This is a genomic window from Streptomyces sp. NPDC002104 (genome assembly GCF_053593795.1).
Genome location: NZ_JBSFDF010000056.1, coordinates 33,777 through 51,590 on the forward strand (window position 1 = coordinate 33,777; position 17,814 = coordinate 51,590).

General features: G+C 72.8%; 16 protein-coding genes. 7 read left to right on the forward strand and 9 right to left on the reverse strand.

Annotated elements, in window-relative coordinates; genetic code table 11:
• Positions 1-65 precede the first annotated feature (65 nt).
• From recA to ACWCP2_RS32510, 3 genes are all read left to right on the forward strand, one after another.
• Positions 66-1,187 carry a recombinase RecA gene (gene recA / locus ACWCP2_RS32500; protein ID WP_250751812.1) on the forward strand — a complete coding sequence of 374 codons (1,122 nt, stop codon included), beginning with the start codon at positions 66-68 and terminating at the stop codon, positions 1,185-1,187.
• 3 nt (positions 1,188-1,190) lie between these two features.
• Complete coding sequence (gene recX, locus ACWCP2_RS32505) at positions 1,191-1,871, forward strand: recombination regulator RecX (protein WP_450912146.1); 681 nt, start codon at positions 1,191-1,193, stop codon at positions 1,869-1,871.
• Between the two features lie 117 nt (positions 1,872-1,988).
• Positions 1,989-4,562 carry an FtsX-like permease family protein gene (locus ACWCP2_RS32510; RefSeq protein ID WP_450912147.1) on the forward strand — a complete coding sequence of 858 codons (2,574 nt, stop codon included), beginning with the start codon at positions 1,989-1,991 and terminating at the stop codon, positions 4,560-4,562.
• 328 nt (positions 4,563-4,890) lie between these two features.
• Here the strand turns inward: ACWCP2_RS32510 and ACWCP2_RS32515 are convergent, their stop codons facing one another.
• From ACWCP2_RS32515 to ACWCP2_RS32550, 8 genes are all read right to left on the reverse strand, one after another.
• Positions 4,891-5,280, reverse strand: a complete 390-nt coding sequence (locus tag ACWCP2_RS32515; protein ID WP_450912159.1) for a rhodanese-like domain-containing protein — start codon at positions 5,278-5,280, stop codon at positions 4,891-4,893.
• Positions 5,271-5,810 (reverse strand): cysteine dioxygenase, encoded by a 540-nt coding sequence (locus ACWCP2_RS32520; protein ID WP_450912148.1) that lies wholly within the window; start codon positions 5,808-5,810, stop codon positions 5,271-5,273. The genes ACWCP2_RS32515 and ACWCP2_RS32520 overlap by 10 nt, the downstream gene beginning before the upstream one ends.
• A 76-nt stretch (positions 5,811-5,886) precedes the next feature.
• Positions 5,887-5,973, reverse strand: a complete 87-nt coding sequence (locus ACWCP2_RS32525; RefSeq protein WP_311318651.1) for a putative leader peptide — start codon at positions 5,971-5,973, stop codon at positions 5,887-5,889.
• A 47-nt stretch (positions 5,974-6,020) separates the two neighbouring features.
• Positions 6,021-7,610 carry an FAD-dependent monooxygenase gene (locus tag ACWCP2_RS32530; RefSeq protein WP_450912149.1) on the reverse strand — a complete coding sequence of 530 codons (1,590 nt, stop codon included), beginning with the start codon at positions 7,608-7,610 and terminating at the stop codon, positions 6,021-6,023.
• A 212-nt stretch (positions 7,611-7,822) separates the two neighbouring features.
• Positions 7,823-8,695 (reverse strand): amino acid ABC transporter permease, encoded by an 873-nt coding sequence (locus ACWCP2_RS32535; protein ID WP_450912150.1) that lies wholly within the window; start codon positions 8,693-8,695, stop codon positions 7,823-7,825.
• Positions 8,692-9,366, reverse strand: coding sequence for an amino acid ABC transporter permease (locus ACWCP2_RS32540; protein WP_450912151.1), 675 nt, complete (start codon positions 9,364-9,366; stop codon positions 8,692-8,694). The genes ACWCP2_RS32535 and ACWCP2_RS32540 overlap by 4 nt, the downstream gene beginning before the upstream one ends.
• Before the next feature lie 116 nt (positions 9,367-9,482).
• Positions 9,483-10,334, reverse strand: a complete 852-nt coding sequence (locus ACWCP2_RS32545; protein ID WP_450912152.1) for a glutamate ABC transporter substrate-binding protein — start codon at positions 10,332-10,334, stop codon at positions 9,483-9,485.
• 103 nt (positions 10,335-10,437) lie between these two features.
• On the reverse strand, positions 10,438-11,223 hold the full coding sequence (locus tag ACWCP2_RS32550; protein ID WP_450912153.1) for an amino acid ABC transporter ATP-binding protein: 786 nt from the start codon (positions 11,221-11,223) through the stop codon (positions 10,438-10,440).
• Between the two features lie 360 nt (positions 11,224-11,583).
• Between ACWCP2_RS32550 and ACWCP2_RS32555 the strand changes: the two genes are divergently transcribed.
• From ACWCP2_RS32555 to ACWCP2_RS32565, 3 genes are all read left to right on the forward strand, one after another.
• Positions 11,584-12,345, forward strand: a complete 762-nt coding sequence (locus ACWCP2_RS32555; protein ID WP_450912154.1) for a response regulator transcription factor — start codon at positions 11,584-11,586, stop codon at positions 12,343-12,345.
• A gap of 12 nt (positions 12,346-12,357) precedes the next feature.
• The gene (locus tag ACWCP2_RS32560; RefSeq protein WP_450912155.1) at positions 12,358-13,776 is read left to right on the forward strand and encodes an ATP-binding protein; all 1,419 of its coding nucleotides are present in this window, start codon (positions 12,358-12,360) and stop codon (positions 13,774-13,776) included.
• A 238-nt stretch (positions 13,777-14,014) separates the two neighbouring features.
• The gene (locus ACWCP2_RS32565) at positions 14,015-14,932 is read left to right on the forward strand and encodes an ROK family protein (protein ID WP_450912160.1); all 918 of its coding nucleotides are present in this window, start codon (positions 14,015-14,017) and stop codon (positions 14,930-14,932) included.
• Between the two features lie 6 nt (positions 14,933-14,938).
• On the opposite strand, the gene ACWCP2_RS32570 is transcribed toward ACWCP2_RS32565, so the two are convergent.
• Positions 14,939-15,934 (reverse strand): TAXI family TRAP transporter solute-binding subunit, encoded by a 996-nt coding sequence (locus ACWCP2_RS32570; protein WP_450912156.1) that lies wholly within the window; start codon positions 15,932-15,934, stop codon positions 14,939-14,941.
• A gap of 119 nt (positions 15,935-16,053) precedes the next feature.
• Here ACWCP2_RS32570 and miaB point away from each other — a divergent pair, with 119 nt between their 5' ends.
• Positions 16,054-17,574: a tRNA (N6-isopentenyl adenosine(37)-C2)-methylthiotransferase MiaB gene (gene miaB / locus ACWCP2_RS32575; protein ID WP_450912157.1), complete on the forward strand. Its 1,521-nt coding sequence runs from the start codon at positions 16,054-16,056 to the stop codon at positions 17,572-17,574.
• The last annotated feature ends 240 nt before the right edge of the window (positions 17,575-17,814 follow it).

The window sequence follows — 17,814 nt, forward strand, 5'->3', positions numbered from 1 at the left end:
TGTCAGTGGCAGGCGTTAGCGTCAATGGCGTGAAGCGATCGACTCAAGCAAATCGGGTGGAACCCATGGCAGGCAACGACCGCGAGAAGGCTCTCGAAGCCGCGCTCGCACAGATTGAACGGCAGTTCGGCAAGGGTGCCGTGATGCGTCTCGGCGACAAGCCGAACGACCCCATCGAGGTCATCCCCACCGGATCGACCGCGCTGGACATCGCGCTCGGCGTCGGCGGACTGCCGCGCGGCCGTGTGATCGAGGTGTACGGGCCGGAGTCCTCCGGTAAGACGACGCTGACGCTGCATGCCGTGGCCAACGCGCAGAAGGCCGGCGGCACCGTGGCCTTCGTCGACGCCGAGCACGCGCTCGACCCCGAGTACGCCAAGGCCCTCGGCGTCGACACCGACAACCTCATCCTGTCCCAGCCGGACACCGGTGAGCAGGCGCTGGAGATCGTGGACATGCTGGTCCGCTCCGGTGCCCTGGACCTCATCGTCATCGACTCCGTCGCGGCCCTCGTGCCGCGCGCGGAGATCGAGGGCGAGATGGGTGACTCGCACGTGGGTCTCCAGGCCCGTCTGATGAGCCAGGCCCTCCGGAAGATCACCGGTGCGCTCAACCAGTCCAAGACCACCGCGATCTTCATCAACCAGCTCCGCGAGAAGATCGGTGTGATGTTCGGCTCGCCGGAGACCACCACCGGTGGCCGCGCGCTGAAGTTCTACGCCTCCGTGCGCCTCGACATCCGGCGCATCGAGACCCTCAAGGACGGCACGGACGCGGTCGGTAACCGCACCCGCGTCAAGGTCGTCAAGAACAAGGTCGCGCCGCCCTTCAAGCAGGCCGAGTTCGACATCCTCTACGGCCACGGCATCAGCCGCGAGGGCGGCCTGATCGACATGGGCGTGGAGCACGGCTTCGTCCGCAAGGCCGGTGCCTGGTACACGTACGAGGGCGACCAGCTCGGCCAGGGCAAGGAGAACGCGCGCAAGTTCCTCTGCGACAACCCCGCCCTGTCCGACGAGATCGAGCGGAAGATCAAGGAGAAGCTGGGCGTCGGCATCCGCAAGACGGACACCGCTGCCGCCGCCACGGCCGAGGCCGGCGCGGACGCGTCCGCCGAGACCGCGGCCGTGCCCGCTCCCGCGTCGAAGGCCAAGACCGCGGTCAAGGCCGCCGTCGCCAAGAGCTGACCCGTGTGGGAGCACGCAAGGGGCGGCACCGACGGCACGGACGGCACGGACGGCGCTGAGGAGCGCCGCGAGGGCAGTCGCCGGGGCCGCCGCGAGGGCGGCGGCCGGGGCGGCCGCCGCACGGAGGGCTGGGAAGGCCGTGAGGGTCGGGAAGGCCGGGCGGGCCGGGAGGACCGCCCGGAACTGCCGCCCCAGAGTCCCGAGGAGCAGGCGCGGGCGATCTGTCTGCGCCTGCTCACCGGGATGCCGCGCACCCGGCGGCAGCTCGCGGACGCCCTGGCCAAGCGGGACATCCCCGAAGAGGTGTCGGAGCAGGTCCTCTCCCGGTTCGAGGAGGTGGGCCTGATCGACGACGCCGCGTTCGCCGGGGCCTGGGTCGAATCCCGGCACCGGGGACGGGGGCTGGCCCGCCGGGCGCTCGCACAGGAGCTCCGTACCAAGGGGGTGGCACCCACCCTCGTACAGGAGGCCCTGGAGCAGCTCGACTCCGACCAGGAGGAGGAGACCGCCCGGGACCTCGTGGAGCGGAAGCTCCGCGCGACCCGGGGCCTGGAGCGGGACAAGCGGATCCGGCGCCTCGCCGGCATGCTCGCCCGCAAGGGGTACCCCGAGGGCATGGCCCTGCGGGTGGTGCGCCGCGCACTGGAGGCGGAAGGCGAAGAAGCCGACGACCTGACGATCTGACGGCGTGAAACGGGGCCGCGCGGTGGGCCGTGACCGTGCGGGGTGGGGCTAGCCCCCGCTCCGGGACGCCGGGGCGCTCCAATGTTCCGAGGCGGCCCCGGCGGCAGAGTTTTCCCCATGATGCTGCGCTACGCACTCCAGACCGTCAGGGACCGCAAGGCCGGTTTCCTCGGCGCCTTCCTCGCCCTGCTGTGTGCGGCGGCCCTCGTGACCGCCTGCGGAACCCTCCTGGAGACGGGCCTGCGCGGCACGATCGCCACCGAGCGCTACGCGGGCGCCCCGGTGGTCGTCTCCGCCGACCAGAACGTCCACGTGACGACGGTCAAGGAGAAGAAGGGCGATCCGCCGAAGGTCAAGACCAAGCACAAGGCCAAGCCCGTCGCCGAACGGGCCTGGCTGCCGGCCGCCACCGTGGACACCGTCCGCGCCGTGCCCGGAGTCGGGCTGGCCGTCCCCGAGCTCACCTTCCGGGCCGTGCCGCTCACCCGGGGCGCGGCGGGCGGAGAAGGCGCGAAGCCCTCGTACGGGCACGCCTGGAGTTCGGCCGCGCTCACCCCCTTCACGCTCGCCGAGGGGCGCGCCCCACAGAGTGGTGACGAGGTCGTCGTCGACCGCGGACTCGCGGCCCGCGCGGCCCTGAAGCCCGGATCCGAGCTCGTCGTGCAGTCCACCGGCGCGCCCCAGACCTATACGGTCAGCGGGATCGCGGCCCCGGCCGGCGGGAGCCTCGCGCACCAGAGCGCGCTGTTCTTCGGCGAGGCGGAGGCGCGGCGTCTCGCAGCCCGCGACGACCGGGTCAGCGCCATCGGGGTGCTCCCCGCGGCCGGGGTCGACGCGAGCGAACTGGCCGGGCGGATCCGGCAGGCGCTCCAGGGCACCACCGCGCAGGTGGCCACCGGCGACCAGCGCGGCGCCGTGGAATTCCTCGACGCGGCGGGCGCCCGGATCAAACTGGTCTCCATGGGCGGCGCGATGGGCGGTACCTCGCTCCTCGTGGCGGTCCTCGTGGTCGTCGGCACCTTCTCCCTGTCGGTCCAGCAGCGCCACCGCGAACTCGCCCTGCTCCGGGCCATCGCCGCCACCCCCAAGCAACTGCGGCGCATGATCGGCCGGGAGGCGCTGCTGGTGGGGCTCGCCGCGGGAGTCGCCGGAGCCCTCGCCGGACTGCCGCTGGCCGCCTGGCTGCACGGCCGCTTCGTCGGCGCGGGCGTCGTCCCCATGACCCTGGAGCGCACCGCCGGGATCTTCCCGATGTCCGCAGCCGTCGGCGCGAGCCTGCTCGGAGCATGGGCCGCCGCCCGGATCACCGCACGGCGCGTGGCCCGGGTGCGTCCCGCCGAAGCACTGGCCGAGGCCGCCGTCGAGCGGAGTCGGCCCACCTGGGCGCGGCTCGTCGCCGGGGCGCTGCTGCTGGCGGGTGGCGCGGTCCTGGTCGCGGTACTGAGCACGCTGCGCACCGAGCCGGCTTCGACCCCGGTCACCTTCCTCGCCGTCGTGGTGCTCGCCGGAGCCGTCTCGCTGCTGGGCCCGCTGATCGTCAAGGGCGCGGCCGCGCTGCTCGCCGGGCCGCTGCGGCTGGCGGGCCCCGGCGGCCGGCTGGCCACCGCGAACCTGCGCGGCAACGCGACCCGGATGGCCTCCGCCGTCACCCCGCTGACCCTGCTGATCGGGATGGCCTGCACCGTGCTCTTCGTCACCCCGACGCTCGGCGACGCCGCCCGGGCGCAGGCCCGTGAGGGCGTACGGGCCGAGTGGGTGCTCCAGGGCCGGGGGCCCGGGGTCCCCGGCGCCGCCGCCGAGCGGATCCGCCGGACCCCGGGGGTCCTCGCGGCCACCGAGATCGTGCACACCTCGATCCGGGTGGGGCTCACGAAGTACGCGGCGCAGGGCGTGACCCCGGCCGGGCTCGACCGGACCTGGGACCCGGGCGTCACGGCCGGGAACCTGGCGGGATTCGGGGAGAAGAGCGTCGCGGTGAGCGAACTGGCCGCGGACCAGCTGGGGCTGAAGCCCGGCAGCCCGCTCTCGCTGACCCTCGGGGACGGAACGCCGGTCACCCTGACCGTGTCCGCGGTGTACGCGCGGGGGCTGGGCTTCGGGGACGTGACGCTGCCGCACGGTCTGGTGGCCGCGCACGTCGACGACCCGTTGGCGTCGAGCGTGCTGGTGGCGGGTCCGGCGGGTCCGGCGGGTCCGGCGGGGCGGGCGGCGCTGGCCTCGGCGGTACGGGAGTACCCGGGCGTGGCCGTGCTGTCGGCGGCCGAGGCGGACGGGGCGCGGGCGGAACGTCAGGCGGCCGGGTCGGAGATCAACCTGCTGGCGATGGGGCTCGTCCTGGCCTTCACCGCGATCGCGGTGGCCAACACCCTGGCGATGTCCACGGGGGAGCGGCTGCGGGAGTTCGCGATGCTGAGGCTCGCGGGGGCGACGCGGCGGCAGGTGCGGGGGATGCTGCGGGTGGAGGCGCTGGCGGTGCTCCTGATGGGGGTGGTGCTGGGGTCGGGGATCGCGCTGGCGGTCCTGACCGCGTTCAGCGTGGGCATGACGGGGGCGGCCGCCGCGGTGGTGCTTCCGCTGGCGTACGCGGTGGTCGTGGGTGGGGCGGGGCTGGTGGCGCTGTGCGCCACGGGCTTCGCCGGGCGGGTGGCGATGCGGCCCCGCCCGGTGGACCTCGCGACGGCCAAGGCCTAGCGCCTCCGCCCCACGGGGACCCGTCCCCGGCCCCCTCCTCGTGCCTCGCCGCCGGCGCCCGGGGCCGGGGGCGGCCGCGCTGACGCGGGGTGCGCAGCCCCGGCTGCGGGTGCGCCGCTGCGCGGGGCCTCCCCTACCCGCCCTTCCACCGTTCCCCGGACGCTGCCCGGACCCGCGCTTCGAACGCCGGCGAGGCCGAAGGGGGGTACCGGGCCGCGCGGGCTCCCTGGGGCTCCGCCCCGGACCCCGGTGACCCGGGGTGGCCGGGGTCGGCCACGCGGACCCGCCACCGCCGGACGGAGTCCGGCGCAGCGGGGCGGGCTCCGCGTCAGGAAGGCGCGGTGACCGGGAGGCCCGCCGCCTTCCAGGCCTGGAAGCCGCCCGTGAGGTCCGTGGCGTGGGGGAGGGACAGGGCGTGGAGGGAGGCCGCCGCGAGGGTGGAGGCGTAGCCCTCGTTGCAGATGACGATGACGCGGATGTCGTGGTCCACCGCCTCCGGGAGGCGGTGGGAGCCCTCGGGGTCGAGGCGCCACTCCAGTTCGTTGCGCTCGATCACGAGGGCGCCCGGGATCAGTCCGTCCCGCTCGCGCAGCGCCTGGTACCTGATGTCGACCAGCAGCGCCCCGGTCAGGGACTCCGCGTGCGCCTGGGCCGCGTCCACGCGGGCGTACGTGGTCCGCAGCCGGTCGATCAGCGCGTCGATGCCGCTCACTGCCAGTCCGCCGGACGCTCGACCTGCTCCAGCGTGAGCACCGGGCCGGTGCGGCTGTAGCGGCGGATCAGGGGGAGCGGCGGGTAGTACGCGTGCACGGAGATCGCGTGCTCCGTCGCCGACTCGTTGAGCACCTCGTGCACGTGGTGCTCGCCGAAGGCCCGCCCGGTGCCCGCACCGAGGGCGCGCGTGCGGTCCACGTCGGGGGCCAGGGAGAGGGACTGCCAGCCCTCCGAAGGGAGGCGGACCGCAAGGGAGTTCTCCGTGAGGTTCCCGCGTGCGGTGGTGAACGCGCCCCGGGATTCGGCGTGGTCGTGCCAGCCGGTGCCGGTGCCGGGCGGCCAGCCGATCAGCCAGGCCTCGCTGCCGCCGGGGCCGTCGAGGCGGATCCACGTCCTGCCCTCGGGGTCGAGGGGGAGGGAGGCGATCAGCTCGGGGTCGGAGGCGATGCGCCGGGTGAAGGCGAGGAGGTCCGCCGCGGAGAGAGCGGGGGCCGCGGCCGCGGCCGGGGCAGGGGCGTGCGTGGGTGCAGACATGGAGGATGACCGTCCTGGGGGTTCGCGAGAGTACGCGCCGCACGAGGGGCGCGCGAAGGCAAGGCGAATCTGCGAATCAGCAGGAAGGGCGACAGACGCAGCCCGCGTAGCGGAGCAGGTCCATATGGACCCTCCGCCACAGGCGTACGTCGTTGCCGGTCATGTCCGCGAGTGAAGCACGACTCGGCCGGAGGGTCAATCGATCATCGCTCAATCGACCACGGGTGCGGCGGCGGGCAGAGCCCTGGGCGCCCGTGCCGGATCCGGTGCCGCCTCCGGCTCGCCGTGCCGGACCGCGTCCGCGGCCTCGTACAGCTCGGCCGGGTGGACCCCGGCGAAGGTGGCCGCGAGATGGCCGTCAGGGCGTACGAGGAGCACGGTGTGCGCCGCCGCCCCCGGGTAGCCGTCCGCCACGAGCAGCTCCGCCCGGACCGGGAGCGCGGAGACCGCCGCCGCGAGGCGGGGCATCAGGCCGGCGCCCACCCAGTGCCGCCGGTCCCAGACCCCGGTGCCCGGGGCGACGAGGACGACGAGGACCCGGCCCCGCCCCAGCTGGTCGCGCAGCGGCACCGTGGAGCCGTCGGGAGCGGTCACCGGGACGTTCTCGACGGCCGCGCCCGGCTCGGTGGCGGTGGGCACGTCGTGGACGGCCACGGGCGGGGCGTACACCGGCGCCGCGCCCAGCGGCCCGCGGCCCAAATGACCGTCGGTCAGGAGCAGTTCGGCGGCCCGGGAGGCTCCGGGGAGGTACGCGCGCAGGCCGCCCCCGGTGCGCAGGACGGGCATGGCCTGGTCGGCGGCGCGCAGCCGGGCGGCCACCGCCCTGCGGCGCTCGGCCTCGTAACTGTCGAGGAGAGCCTCCGAGGCGCCCTGGTGCCAGGCGAGGGAGAGCTTCCAGGCGAGGTTCTCCGCGTCCCGGAGCCCCTCCTCCACGCCCTGGGTGCCGAGCGCGCCGAGCAGGTGCGCGGCGTCCCCGGCGAGGAAGCAGCGTCCGTCGCGCCAGCGCCGGGCGAGCCGGTGGTGCAGGGTGTGGACCCCGGTGTCGAGGAGCTCGTACGGGGGAGTCGTGCCCCCGCACCACAGTGCGAGGCTGTCGCGGATCCGGGTCACCAGCGCATCGGGGGTGACGAGCTCGCCGCGTGCCGGGAGCAGCCAGTCCAGCCGGTACGCCCCGTCGGCCAGCGGCCGCGCGGTGACCTCCTCGGGCGGGCTGCGGTGCAGCAACGCCTCGCCGGGCCAGGGCAGTTCGGTGCGCAGGGCGGCCACGGCGTGCCGCTCGACGGCGGTGCGGCCGGGGAAGCGGACGCCGAGCAGCTTGCGCACGGTGGAGCGGGCTCCGTCGCAGCCGACCAGGTGGCTCCCGCGCCACCACGTGGTCTCGGCGCCCCGGGTGTGGGCGGTGACCCCGCGCTCGTCCTGCTCCAGGGCGTCGAGTTTGCTCTCGGTGATCAGCTGGACCAGGGGGTGCGCGGCGGCGGCGTCGCGCAGTCCGCGGGTCAGGGCGTGCTGGGGGAGGTGGATCGGGGCCGGGCCGTCCTCGAAGGTGATCCGCTGGGACGCGCGGCCGCCGCGCAGGGTGCGCCAGGCGGTGAAGTACGTGCCCTCGTCGCGCAGGGTCGTACAGCCCAGCCGGTGCACCATCGCGGCGGTGTCGGCGTGCAGGGCGACGGTGCGGGCGGGCCGGAGCTCGTCCTTGCCGGATCCCTCGTCGAGCACGACGCAGGGCACGCCCTGGCCGGCCAGGGCGAGGGACAGGGACAGCCCGACGGGCCCCGCGCCGACGACGATCACCGGGTCCATGATGTGGCTCCCGGTGTCCGGTATGTGATCACAGAACGTATGCAACCCACTGGAGGTGCCTGCGTCAAGTGACGCCGGGCCGGACAATGCCGAGTGGTGCGGCGGATGAGTTCCGCCGCACCACACGTGTCCCGCCAGTGTACTGACCGGCTGTCAGACCGGATGCCGGACGTGGGTCCGAGCAGATGTCCGATGCCGCGCCGGACGGACGGTCAGATGCCGCCGCTGTTGTTGCCCGCGTCGAGGGTCACCGGGACCATCGCGCCGGTGCTCCGGTTCGACTTGCGCAGGCGGCCCTCCAGCCAGGAGGCGAAGGTGGTGAGGGCGAAGTTCACCGCGATGTAGATCGCCGCGATCACGATCAGGGTCGGGATGATGTTGCTGTAGTTCGCCGAGATCTGCCGGTAGGTGGAGAGCAGTTCGGCGAGGCCCAGCACGGCGCCGCCGATCGCGGTGTCCTTGAGGATCACCACGAGCTGGCTGACCAGCGCCGGCAGCATCGCGGTCACCGCCTGCGGGATCAGGACGTAGGTCATGACCTGGCCCTTGCGCATGCCGATCGCCTTCGCGGCGTCGGTCTGGCCCCTCGGCAGTGAATCGACGCCGGCCCGGACGATCTCGGCGATGACCGCGGAGTTGTAGAGGACCAGGCCGGTGATCACGGCGTACAGCGGCCGCACCTCGGAGTCCACGCCGGTGTACTGCACGTAGAACGCGGAGCCGAAGAGCATCAGCATCAGCACCGGGATGGCCCGGAAGAACTCGACCCAGGTGCCCACGATGCCGCGCACCCAGGTGTGGTCGGAGAGACGGCCCATGCCGAGCAGGGCGCCGAACGGGAGGGCGATCACCATGGCGATGGCGCCGGCCCGCAGGGTCTCGCCGAGGCCGGGGAGCAGGAACGTCGTCCACACCTGGCCGTCGACGAAGGGGCTCCACTTGTCGGCGTCGAGCTGGTGCTTGTCCGACAGGGAGGACAGCACCCACCACACGAGGGCGGCGGCCAGCACGAGGAAGACGCCGCTGTAGATCCAGTTGCGGGCCTTGGCCCGGGGGCCGGGGGCGTCGTACAGCACCGAGGTCATCGCTTCACCGCCACGCGCTTGGCCACCCAGCCGAGGAACAGGCCGGTGGGCAGGGTCAGAAGGACGAATCCGAGGGCGAAGACGCCGAAGACGGCGAAGAGGTCCTGCGGTTCGTTCTCGACCATCTCCTTCATCAGCAGCGCCGCCTCGGCCACGCCGATCGCCGCTGCCACCGTGGTGTTCTTGGTGAGGGCGATCAAGACGTTGGCGAGCGGTGCGACGACCGCCCGGAAGGCCTGGGGGAGCACGATCAGGGTGAGCGTCTGGAGGAAGCTCATGCCCAGGGCGCGGGAGGCCTCGGCCTGGCCGACCGGGACCGTGTTGATGCCCGAGCGGATCGCTTCGCAGACGAAGGTGCCGGTGTAGGCGATGAACCCGAGCACCGCGAGCCGGAAGCCGATCTCCTTGAAGGTGCCGCCGCCGAGGGTGACGCCGAGGGTCTGGCTCAGGCCCAGCGAGCAGCCGATGATCAGCACGGTCAGCGGGGTGTTGCGGACCACGTTGACGTACGCGGTGCCGAAGCCCCGCATCAGCGGTACCGGGCTGACCCGCATCCCGGCCAGTACGGTGCCCCAGATCAGGGATCCGACGGCCGAGTAGAGGGTGAGCTGAACCGTCACCCAGAAGGCTCCGAGCACGTCGTACTGCCCGGAATCAAGAAAATCGAACACGATGGCCTGCGCTCTCCCCAGGATGGCCAGGTGGGCCGGTGGGGAACGGCGCCGCCCGCGGCAGGCGGGCGGCGACGCTCCTCACCGATGGATCGGCCGGCGGACCGGCCGCCGGGTCAGCTGCCTTCGGTGACCGCGGGGGCCGGCTCGGCCTTGTAGCCGGACGGGCCGAAGTTCTTCTCGATGGCCTTGGCCCAGGTGCCGTCCGACTCCATCTTCTTGATGGCGGCGTTGACCTTGGTCTGGAGCTCCTTGTCGCCCTTCTTCAGACCGATGCCGTAGTTCTCGTTGCTCAGGCTCAGCCCGACCAGCTTGAACTTGCCCTTGTTCTTGTCCTGCGCCGCGTAGCCCGCCAGGATCGAGTTGTCCGTGGTCAGGGCGTCGAGCTTCTTGTTCTCCAGGCCGGTCAGGCACTCGGAGTAGCCGCCCTGCTCCAGCAGGTCCGCCTCGGGGGCCAGCTTGGTCTTGACGTTCTGCGCCGAGGTGGAGCCGGTGACCGAGCAGAGCTTCTTCTTGTTGAGGTCCTCGGCCTTGGTGATCGAGGTGTCGTCGGCGCGGACCAGCAGGTCCTGGTGCGCGAGGAAGTACGGGCCCGCGAAGTCGACCCGCGCCTTGCGCTTGTCGTTGATCGAGTAGCTCGCGACGACCAGCTTCACGTCGCCGTTGGCGATGAGGTTCTCGCGCTCGGCGCTGACGGCCTGCTTGAACTCGATCTGGTTCGGCTCGTAGCCGAGCTCCTTGGCCACGTACGTCGCCACGTCCACGTCGAAGCCCGTGAACTTGCCGTCGGGGGTCTTCAGACCCACACCCGGCTGGTCGAACTTGATGCCGATGACGATCTTGTCCTTGCCGCCCGGCGTCGAGCCGCCGTCACCGGCGGTCTTGTCGCTGTCGCCGCCACAGGCGGTCGCGGTCAGGGCGAGAGCAACGGCGACGGCGGCGGCCGCGCCGACCTTGGAGAGCTTCATGGTGGACTTCCCTCGAAGTGAGACGTGAGACAGCGGTGAACTGAGACGTGCGACGTGCGTGCTGGACGACGATCCGTCACCGGATCACTACCAGATGCGAAGGTCAGTGGTGCAGGATCTTCGAGAGGAAGTCCTTGGCGCGGTCGCTCCGCGGGTTGCTGAAGAACTGCTCGGGCGTGGCCTCTTCGACGATCTTCCCGTCGGCCATGAAGACGACCCGGTTCGCGGCGGAGCGGGCGAAGCCCATCTCGTGCGTGACGACGACCATGGTCATCCCCTCCCGGGCGAGCTGCTGCATGACCTCCAGCACCTCGTTGATCATCTCCGGGTCGAGGGCCGAGGTCGGCTCGTCGAACAGCATCACCTTCGGGTCCATCGCCAGGGCGCGGGCGATCGCCACGCGCTGCTGCTGGCCGCCCGAGAGCTGCGCCGGGTACTTGTCGGCCTGCGAGCCGACACCCACCCGGTCGAGGAGGGACTTCGCCTTCTCCAGCGCCACCGCCTGGTCCGCCTTGCGGACCTTGAGCTGGCCCAGCATCACGTTCTGCAGCACCGTCTTGTGCGCGAAGAGGTTGAACGACTGGAAGACCATGCCCACATCGGCGCGCAGCTTCGCCAGCGCCTTGCCCTCGGAGGGCAGTTGCTTGCCGTCGACGGTGATGCTGCCCGAATCGATCGTCTCCAGGCGGTTGATGGTCCGGCACAGCGTGGACTTGCCCGACCCCGAAGGGCCGATCACCACGACGACCTCACCGCGGGCAATGCTCAGATCGATGTCCTGAAGCACGTGCAGCGCGCCGAAGTGCTTGTTGACGTTGCTCAGCACGACCAGGTCGTCCGCGGCACCGGCCGCGTCCCGCACGTCCTTGGTCACTGATACTCCGCTCATCGGCTTGTGGCTCCGTCCTCCTCGGTTGGGAGGACAGTAGTGACGTGGCGCGCACAGCGTCAGTACATCTGAGGGAGAATTGAGCATAACGATCCGGCCTCGCGCCGATACGCTCCGTACGCGCGGGTGCCCCGCACCGGCCGCGGCCGTACCGGGTGGGTAACGGAACCCCCGACGGACCGGAACCGTCTTGACGTGGGAGTCGGCATCGGCGTGGATGCTTGGTGGCCCATGATGGCCGCCGAGCGAACGCGAAGCGATCAAGAAGCGTTCAAGAGACCAAGAGACCAAGAGACCGACAGGCCGGCAGATCGGCAGATCGACGGACCGAAAGATTTCAGAGAGGGAGAGGGGGACGACATGAGACTGCTGCTCGTCGAGGACGACGACCACGTCGCCGCCGCCCTGTCCGCGATCCTTGCCCGGCACGGCTTCAAGGTCACCCATGCCCGCAGCGGCGAGGAGGCCCTCCAGGCCCTGCTGTCGGCGGGCGCCCCGCCGCAGCCCTCCCCGTACGGGGTGATCCTGCTCGACCTCGGCCTGCCCGACCAGGACGGGTACGAGGTGTGCGGCAAGATCCGCAAGCGCACCAGCACGCCCGTCATCATGGTCACCGCTCGGGCCGACGTGCGCTCCCGCATCCACGGGCTGAACATGGGCGCCGACGACTACGTCACCAAGCCCTACGACACCGGTGAACTCCTCGCCCGCATCCACGCGGTGGCCCGCCGCACCGGCGCCTCCGAGGAGAGCGCCGCCACCGGCCCCGCGGGCACCCCCGGCGTGGTCCGGCTCGGGAGCGTCGGCATCGAACTGTCCACCCGCCGGGTCAGCGTGGAGGGCGTCGACGTGGCGCTCACCCGCAAGGAGTTCGACCTGCTGGCCCTGCTCGCGCAGCGCCCCGGTGTGGTCTTCCGCCGCGAGCAGATCATCAGCGAGGTCTGGCGCACCAGTTGGGAAGGCACCGGCAGGACGCTGGAGGTGCACGTGGCCTCGCTGCGGTCCAAGCTGCGCATGCCGGCGCTCATCGAGACCGTCCGCGGTGTCGGGTACCGGCTCGTCGTTCCGCCCGCCCCGGCGGCCTCCGCCCCGCCCGCCGCCTCCGCCCCGCCCGCCGTCTAGCGGCCGCCCGTCGTGCGCGCCCGTCTGCTCCCCCTGCTCGTCGTCCTGATGGCGGGCGTCCTGCTCGCCCTCGGCTTCCCGCTCGCGGTGGCCCTGGCCGCGGGGCAGCAGCAGCGGGTGGTCGTCGACCGGATCGACGACGGCGCCCGCTTCGCCGCGCTCGCCCAGTTCGTCATCGACGCCGAGGGCTCGAAGTCCAGCGGGGCCGACGAGCGCCTCGAAACCCTCAAGCAGGAACTGGCCCGCTACCAGCAGCTGTACGGGATCCGCGCCGGCATCTTCCGCCGGGACGGCAACGCCATCGCCCGCTCCGCCGACGGGTGGAAGGTACCGGCGGGAGGGGAGGGCGAGAAGGCCTTCAAAGAGGCGCTCGCGGGACGCCGCAGCCACGACCCCGGCCAGGTATGGCCCTGGCAGGGCAACGGCAAACTCCTCGTCGCCTCGCCCGTCGTCCTCGACGGGGACGTGGTGGCCGTGGTCGCCACCGAGTCGCCCACCGACCAGATGCGCGCCCGGACCCTGCGGGGCTGGCTGCTCATCGTCGCCGGGCTCAGCGCGGCCATGCTCGTGGCCTTCGGCGCCGCCCTGCGGCTGACCAGCTGGGTGCTCAAGCCCGTGCAGACCCTGGACGCCGCCGCCCACGGCATCGCCACCGGGCGGATGAACTCCCGTGTCGCCGCGGGCGGCGGCCCCCCGGAACTCAGGCGTCTGGCCCGCTCGTTCAACGAGATGGCCGACAACGTCGAAGAGGTACTGGAACAGCAGCGGGCCTTCGTCGCCGACGCCTCCCACCAACTGCGCAACCCGCTCGCCGCGCTGCTCCTGCGGATCGAGCTGCTCGCCCTCGAACTGCCCGAGGGCAACGAGGAGATCGCCTCGGTGCGGACCGAGGGCAAGCGACTGACCCAGGTCCTGGACGACCTGCTCGACCTGGCCCTGGCCGAGCACGCGGCCGCCGAGATCAGCCTGATCGACATCGCGGGTCTGGCCGCCGAGCGGGTGACCGCATGGCGCCCGTTCGCCGAGGAGAAGGGCGTGCGGCTCACCGGGACGGGGCGGAGCGCCGCCACCGGCTGGGCCGACCCGATCGCGCTCTCCAGCGCGCTCGACGCCGTCATCGACAACGCCCTCAAGTTCACTCCCGAGGGCGAGGACGTCGAGGTGGCGCTCTCCGTGGAGGGCGACCGGGTGCTGATCGTGGTCGCCGACCGGGGTCCCGGGCTCACCGAGGAGGAGCTGCTGCGGATCGGGGACCGGTTCTGGCGCAGCGGACGCCACCAGAACGTCAAGGGCTCCGGGCTCGGCCTCTCCATCGCCCGCATCCTGCTCGGCGCGGGCGGCGGCTCCCTCTCCTACGGGAACAACCCGCCGCACGGGCTGCGCGTGACACTGGCCGTCCCGCGCACCGATCCCGCGGTCAGCCCCGAGTGACACCGCCGGCTTCGGCCGGCTCGCGGCGGAGGGGCTCCCCGCCCCGCTCGCCGGGCCCGCCGAGGTCCCGCGCGACCGGGCCGCCCGGGCCGGAGCCCCGCGAGCGTACGGCGCCGCCGCCGGCCGCATACTGAAACCGACCCCTTCCTGGAGCGCCACCGTGACCACTCCCACCCCCACGTCCGCATTCCCCGCCCCCCGCGCCGGTGCGCCGGCCGACTCCGGGCCGACGGTCGCGATCGACATCGGCGGTACGAAGATCGCCGGAGCGCTGGTGGACTCCGACGGCACCATGACGGCCACCACCCGCCGGCCCACCCCGCGCGGAGCCGACGGGGACACCGTGTTCGCCGCCGTCGCGGAGGTCGTCGCGGAGCTCGCGCAGTCCCCGCAGTGGGCCTCGGCCGTGCGGTGCGGAATCGGCAGCGCGGGCCCGGTGGACACCGCGCTCGGCACGGTCAGCCCGGTCAACATCGGCGCCTGGCGGGGCTTCCCCGTCCAGGCCCGGGTGGAGGCCGAGCTCGCGCGGCACGGGGTCCGGATCCCGACGGTGCTGGCCGGCGACGGGGTGGCCATGACCGCGGCCGAGCACTGGCTGGGCGCCGCCCGCGGGCACGCCAACGCCCTCTGCATGGTGGTCTCCACCGGCGTCGGAGGCGGACTCGTCCTGAACAACCAGCTCCACACCGGCCCCACCGGGAACGCGGGTCACATCGGCCACATCAGCGTCGCCTTCGACGGGGAGCCCTGCGCCTGCGGAGGCCGCGGCTGCGTGGAGTCCCTCGCCTCCGGCACCGCCATCGCGGCCCGGGCCCTGGCCCAGGGGTGGGTCCCGGCCGGGGACGCCACCGCGGCCGGAGTGGCCGCCGCCGCGGCCGCGGGCGATCCCGTCGCCCTCGCCGCCTTCGACCGCGCGGGCCGGGCGCTGGCCGCAGCCATCGCGGCCACCGCCACCCTCGTCGAGACCGACATCGCCGTCATCGGCGGCGGCGTCGCCGCCGCCGGGGACACCCTCTTCGGGCCGGTCCGGGAGCACCTGGCCACGTACGCGACCCTGTCCTTCGTCAAGGACCTCCAGGTCGTCCCGGCGACCCTGGGCACCCACGCGGGCCTGATCGGGGCCGCCGCGGCGGCGACGATGCTGCTGCGGTCGTAGGCCGTCCTATGGCTTGACGGAGCGGTAGTAGCGGGCCGCGCCCTCGTGCAGTTGCAGGGGATCCGTGTAGATCGCCGTCCGCAGGTCAACGAGCTGGGCCGCGTGGACCTGGGCCCCGATCTTGTCCCGGCTGCCGATCACCGTGCGCGTGAACTGCTCCGTGAGCTCGACGCCCGCGTCCTCCCGGGTCACCAGCAGGTTCGGCACCGCGACGGTGGACACCGCGGAGTCGGTGCGGATGCGGTCGTAGGCGTCCTGGGGCATCACCGCCGCCCGGTAGTACCGCGCGGGGCTGCCGCTGGCCTGGAGCGCCTCCACCAGGTCGCCGAGCTGCACGAGCCGTATCTCGAAGCGCTCCGAGAGCTCCCGCACGGCCGTGGTGGGCAGCCCGCCCGACCAGAAGAAGGCGTCGATCCGGCCTGCCTCCAGCTCCGCCGGCACGGTGTCGATGCCGATGGCCACCGGGGTGATGTCGCGCGCGGGATCCAGCCCCGCGGCGCCGAGCATCCGCTCGGAGATCAGCCGCACGCCCGAGCCCTCCTGGCCGACGGCGACCCGCTTGCCCCGCAGGTCCCGGGTGGACCGCACGGGCGACCCGGCGGGGACCACGAGCTGGACGTAGTCGTCGTAGAGGCGGGCCAGGCCGCGCAGCCGGTCCGCTCCGGGCTTCCGGTCGACCTGGTACTTGGCCACCGCGTCGGCCGTCGCCACCGTGAAGTCTGCCTCGCCCGCGGCGACCCGCTGCAGGTTCTGCTGCGAACCCTCGCTGGTCTCCAGCCGGACCCGGAGCCCGGACATGTTCTCGGCGAGCGCCTTCTCCAGCAGCAGGCCGTAGCGGTGGTAGACCCCTTGCTGGACACCGGTGCTGAAGGTGATCTCACCCGTGAGCTCCGGACGGCCGAAGGGCCTCAGCCACCAGATGAGGGCGCAGAGCACCGCCAGTACGGCCACCAGGGCCCGCAGGGCACGGCGCCTGCTGATCCGGGGCGGTACGAGAGGCATGGCCGCGATCCTGCCACCGACCCGCCGTCCTGTCACGGCCCGCCCTGCCCCCGCCCCCCTCGCCCCGCTCCGGACGGCGCCCGGCCCCGGCCGCCACGCCCGACCCGTACCCTTGCTGGGTGAGTACCGAGAGCGGCGAGGCGACTGTTGTGAAAACGTACGAGGTCCGGACGTACGGCTGTCAGATGAACGTGCACGACTCCGAGCGGCTGTCGGGCCTGCTGGAGGACGCCGGGTACGTCCGCGCGCCCCAGGGCTCCGACGGCGACGCCGACGTCGTCGTGTTCAACACCTGCGCCGTCCGCGAGAACGCCGACAACAAGCTCTACGGCAACCTCGGCCGGCTCGCCCCCATGAAGACCAAGCGCCCCGGCATGCAGATCGCCGTCGGCGGCTGCCTCGCGCAGAAGGACCGCGACACGATCGTGGACCGCGCCCCCTGGGTCGACGTGGTCTTCGGCACGCACAACATCGGCAAGCTGCCCGTCCTCCTGGAGCGCGCGCGCATCCAGGAAGAAGCGCAGATCGAGATCGCCGAATCGCTGGAGGCCTTCCCCTCCACGCTCCCGACCCGGCGCGAGTCCGCGTACGCCGCCTGGGTCTCGATCTCCGTCGGCTGCAACAACACCTGCACCTTCTGCATCGTCCCGGCGCTGCGCGGCAAGGAGGAGGACCGCCGGCCCGGCGACATCCTCGCCGAGGTCGAGGCACTCGTCGCCGAGGGCGTCTCCGAGATCACCCTGCTCGGCCAGAACGTCAACGCCTACGGCTCCGACCTGGGCGACCGCGAGGCCTTCTCCAAGCTGCTGCGCGCCTGCGGCGCCATCGAGGGCCTGGAGCGGGTCCGCTTCACCTCCCCGCACCCGCGCGACTTCACCGACGACGTGATCGCGGCGATGGCCGAGACCCCCAACGTCATGCCGCAGCTGCACATGCCGATGCAGTCGGGTTCGGACACGATCCTGCGCGCCATGCGCCGCTCGTACCGCCAGGAGCGCTTCCTCGGCATCATCGAGAAGGTCCGCGCCGCCATCCCGCACGCCGCGATCTCCACCGACATCATCGTGGGCTTCCCCGGCGAGACGGAGGAGGACTTCCAGCAGACGATGCACGCGGTGCGCGAGGCGCGCTTCGCGAACGCCTTCACCTTCCAGTACTCCAAGCGCCCCGGGACCCCGGCCGCCGACATGGAGGGGCAGATCCCCAAGGAGGTCGTCCAGGAGCGGTACATGCGCCTGGTCGCCCTCCAGGAGGAGATCTCCTGGGACGAGAACAAGAAGCAGGTCGGCCGGACCCTGGAGGTCATGGTCGCCGAGGGCGAGGGCCGCAAGGACGGCGCCACGCACCGTCTCTCGGGCCGTGCCCCCGACAACCGCCTGGTCCACTTCACGAAGCCGGACGAAGAGGTCCGCCCGGGCGACGTGGTGACCGTCGAGATCACCTACGCGGCTCCTCACCACCTCCTCGCGGAGGGGCCGACGGGGGCGGTACGGCGTACGCGCGCGGGCGATGCCTGGGAGAAGCGCAACGCGGCTCCGGCGCAGCCGAAGGGCGTGCTCCTCGGGATCCCGACCCTGGGCGTCCCGGCGCCCCTCCCGGTGGCCACGTCGGGCTGCGCCAGCCCCGCGCTCCCTTCCTGACGCGCCGCTCCCCTTCCTGACGCGCCATTCGCACCGCTGCGCGGGCTTCGTGCCGCTGCGCCGGACTCCGTCCGGCGGTGGTGGGGCGGTGCCGGGGCCACTGGCGGTCCGGCTCGGGGTCGGTGGGCGGGTGCGGGTGGGTGGGCCCTGCGGGGCGGGGTCCCCTACCCGCCCTTCGCCCGTTCCCCCGGGGGGGGGCCCCGAGCCCCCCAGGGGTGGTGGCCCGGCCCCCCCATCGGG

Excerpts from the sequence above, each read along its gene's own strand:
- recA (WP_250751812.1), top strand. The coding sequence starts at position 66 with ATGGCAGGCAACGACCGCGAGAAGGCTCTCGAAGCCGCGCTCGCACAG.
- ACWCP2_RS32510 (WP_450912147.1), top strand. The coding sequence starts at position 1,989 with ATGATGCTGCGCTACGCACTCCAGACCGTCAGGGACCGCAAGGCCGGT.
- ACWCP2_RS32520 (WP_450912148.1), bottom strand. The coding sequence starts at position 5,810 with ATGTCTGCACCCACGCACGCCCCTGCCCCGGCCGCGGCCGCGGCCCCC.
- ACWCP2_RS32525 (WP_311318651.1), bottom strand. The coding sequence starts at position 5,973 with ATGACCGGCAACGACGTACGCCTGTGGCGGAGGGTCCATATGGACCTG.
- ACWCP2_RS32530 (WP_450912149.1), bottom strand. The coding sequence starts at position 7,610 with ATGGACCCGGTGATCGTCGTCGGCGCGGGGCCCGTCGGGCTGTCCCTG.
- ACWCP2_RS32535 (WP_450912150.1), bottom strand. The coding sequence starts at position 8,695 with ATGACCTCGGTGCTGTACGACGCCCCCGGCCCCCGGGCCAAGGCCCGC.
- ACWCP2_RS32545 (WP_450912152.1), bottom strand. The coding sequence starts at position 10,334 with ATGAAGCTCTCCAAGGTCGGCGCGGCCGCCGCCGTCGCCGTTGCTCTC.
- ACWCP2_RS32550 (WP_450912153.1), bottom strand. The coding sequence starts at position 11,223 with ATGAGCGGAGTATCAGTGACCAAGGACGTGCGGGACGCGGCCGGTGCC.
- ACWCP2_RS32555 (WP_450912154.1), top strand. The coding sequence starts at position 11,584 with ATGAGACTGCTGCTCGTCGAGGACGACGACCACGTCGCCGCCGCCCTG.
- ACWCP2_RS32570 (WP_450912156.1), bottom strand. The coding sequence starts at position 15,934 with ATGCCTCTCGTACCGCCCCGGATCAGCAGGCGCCGTGCCCTGCGGGCC.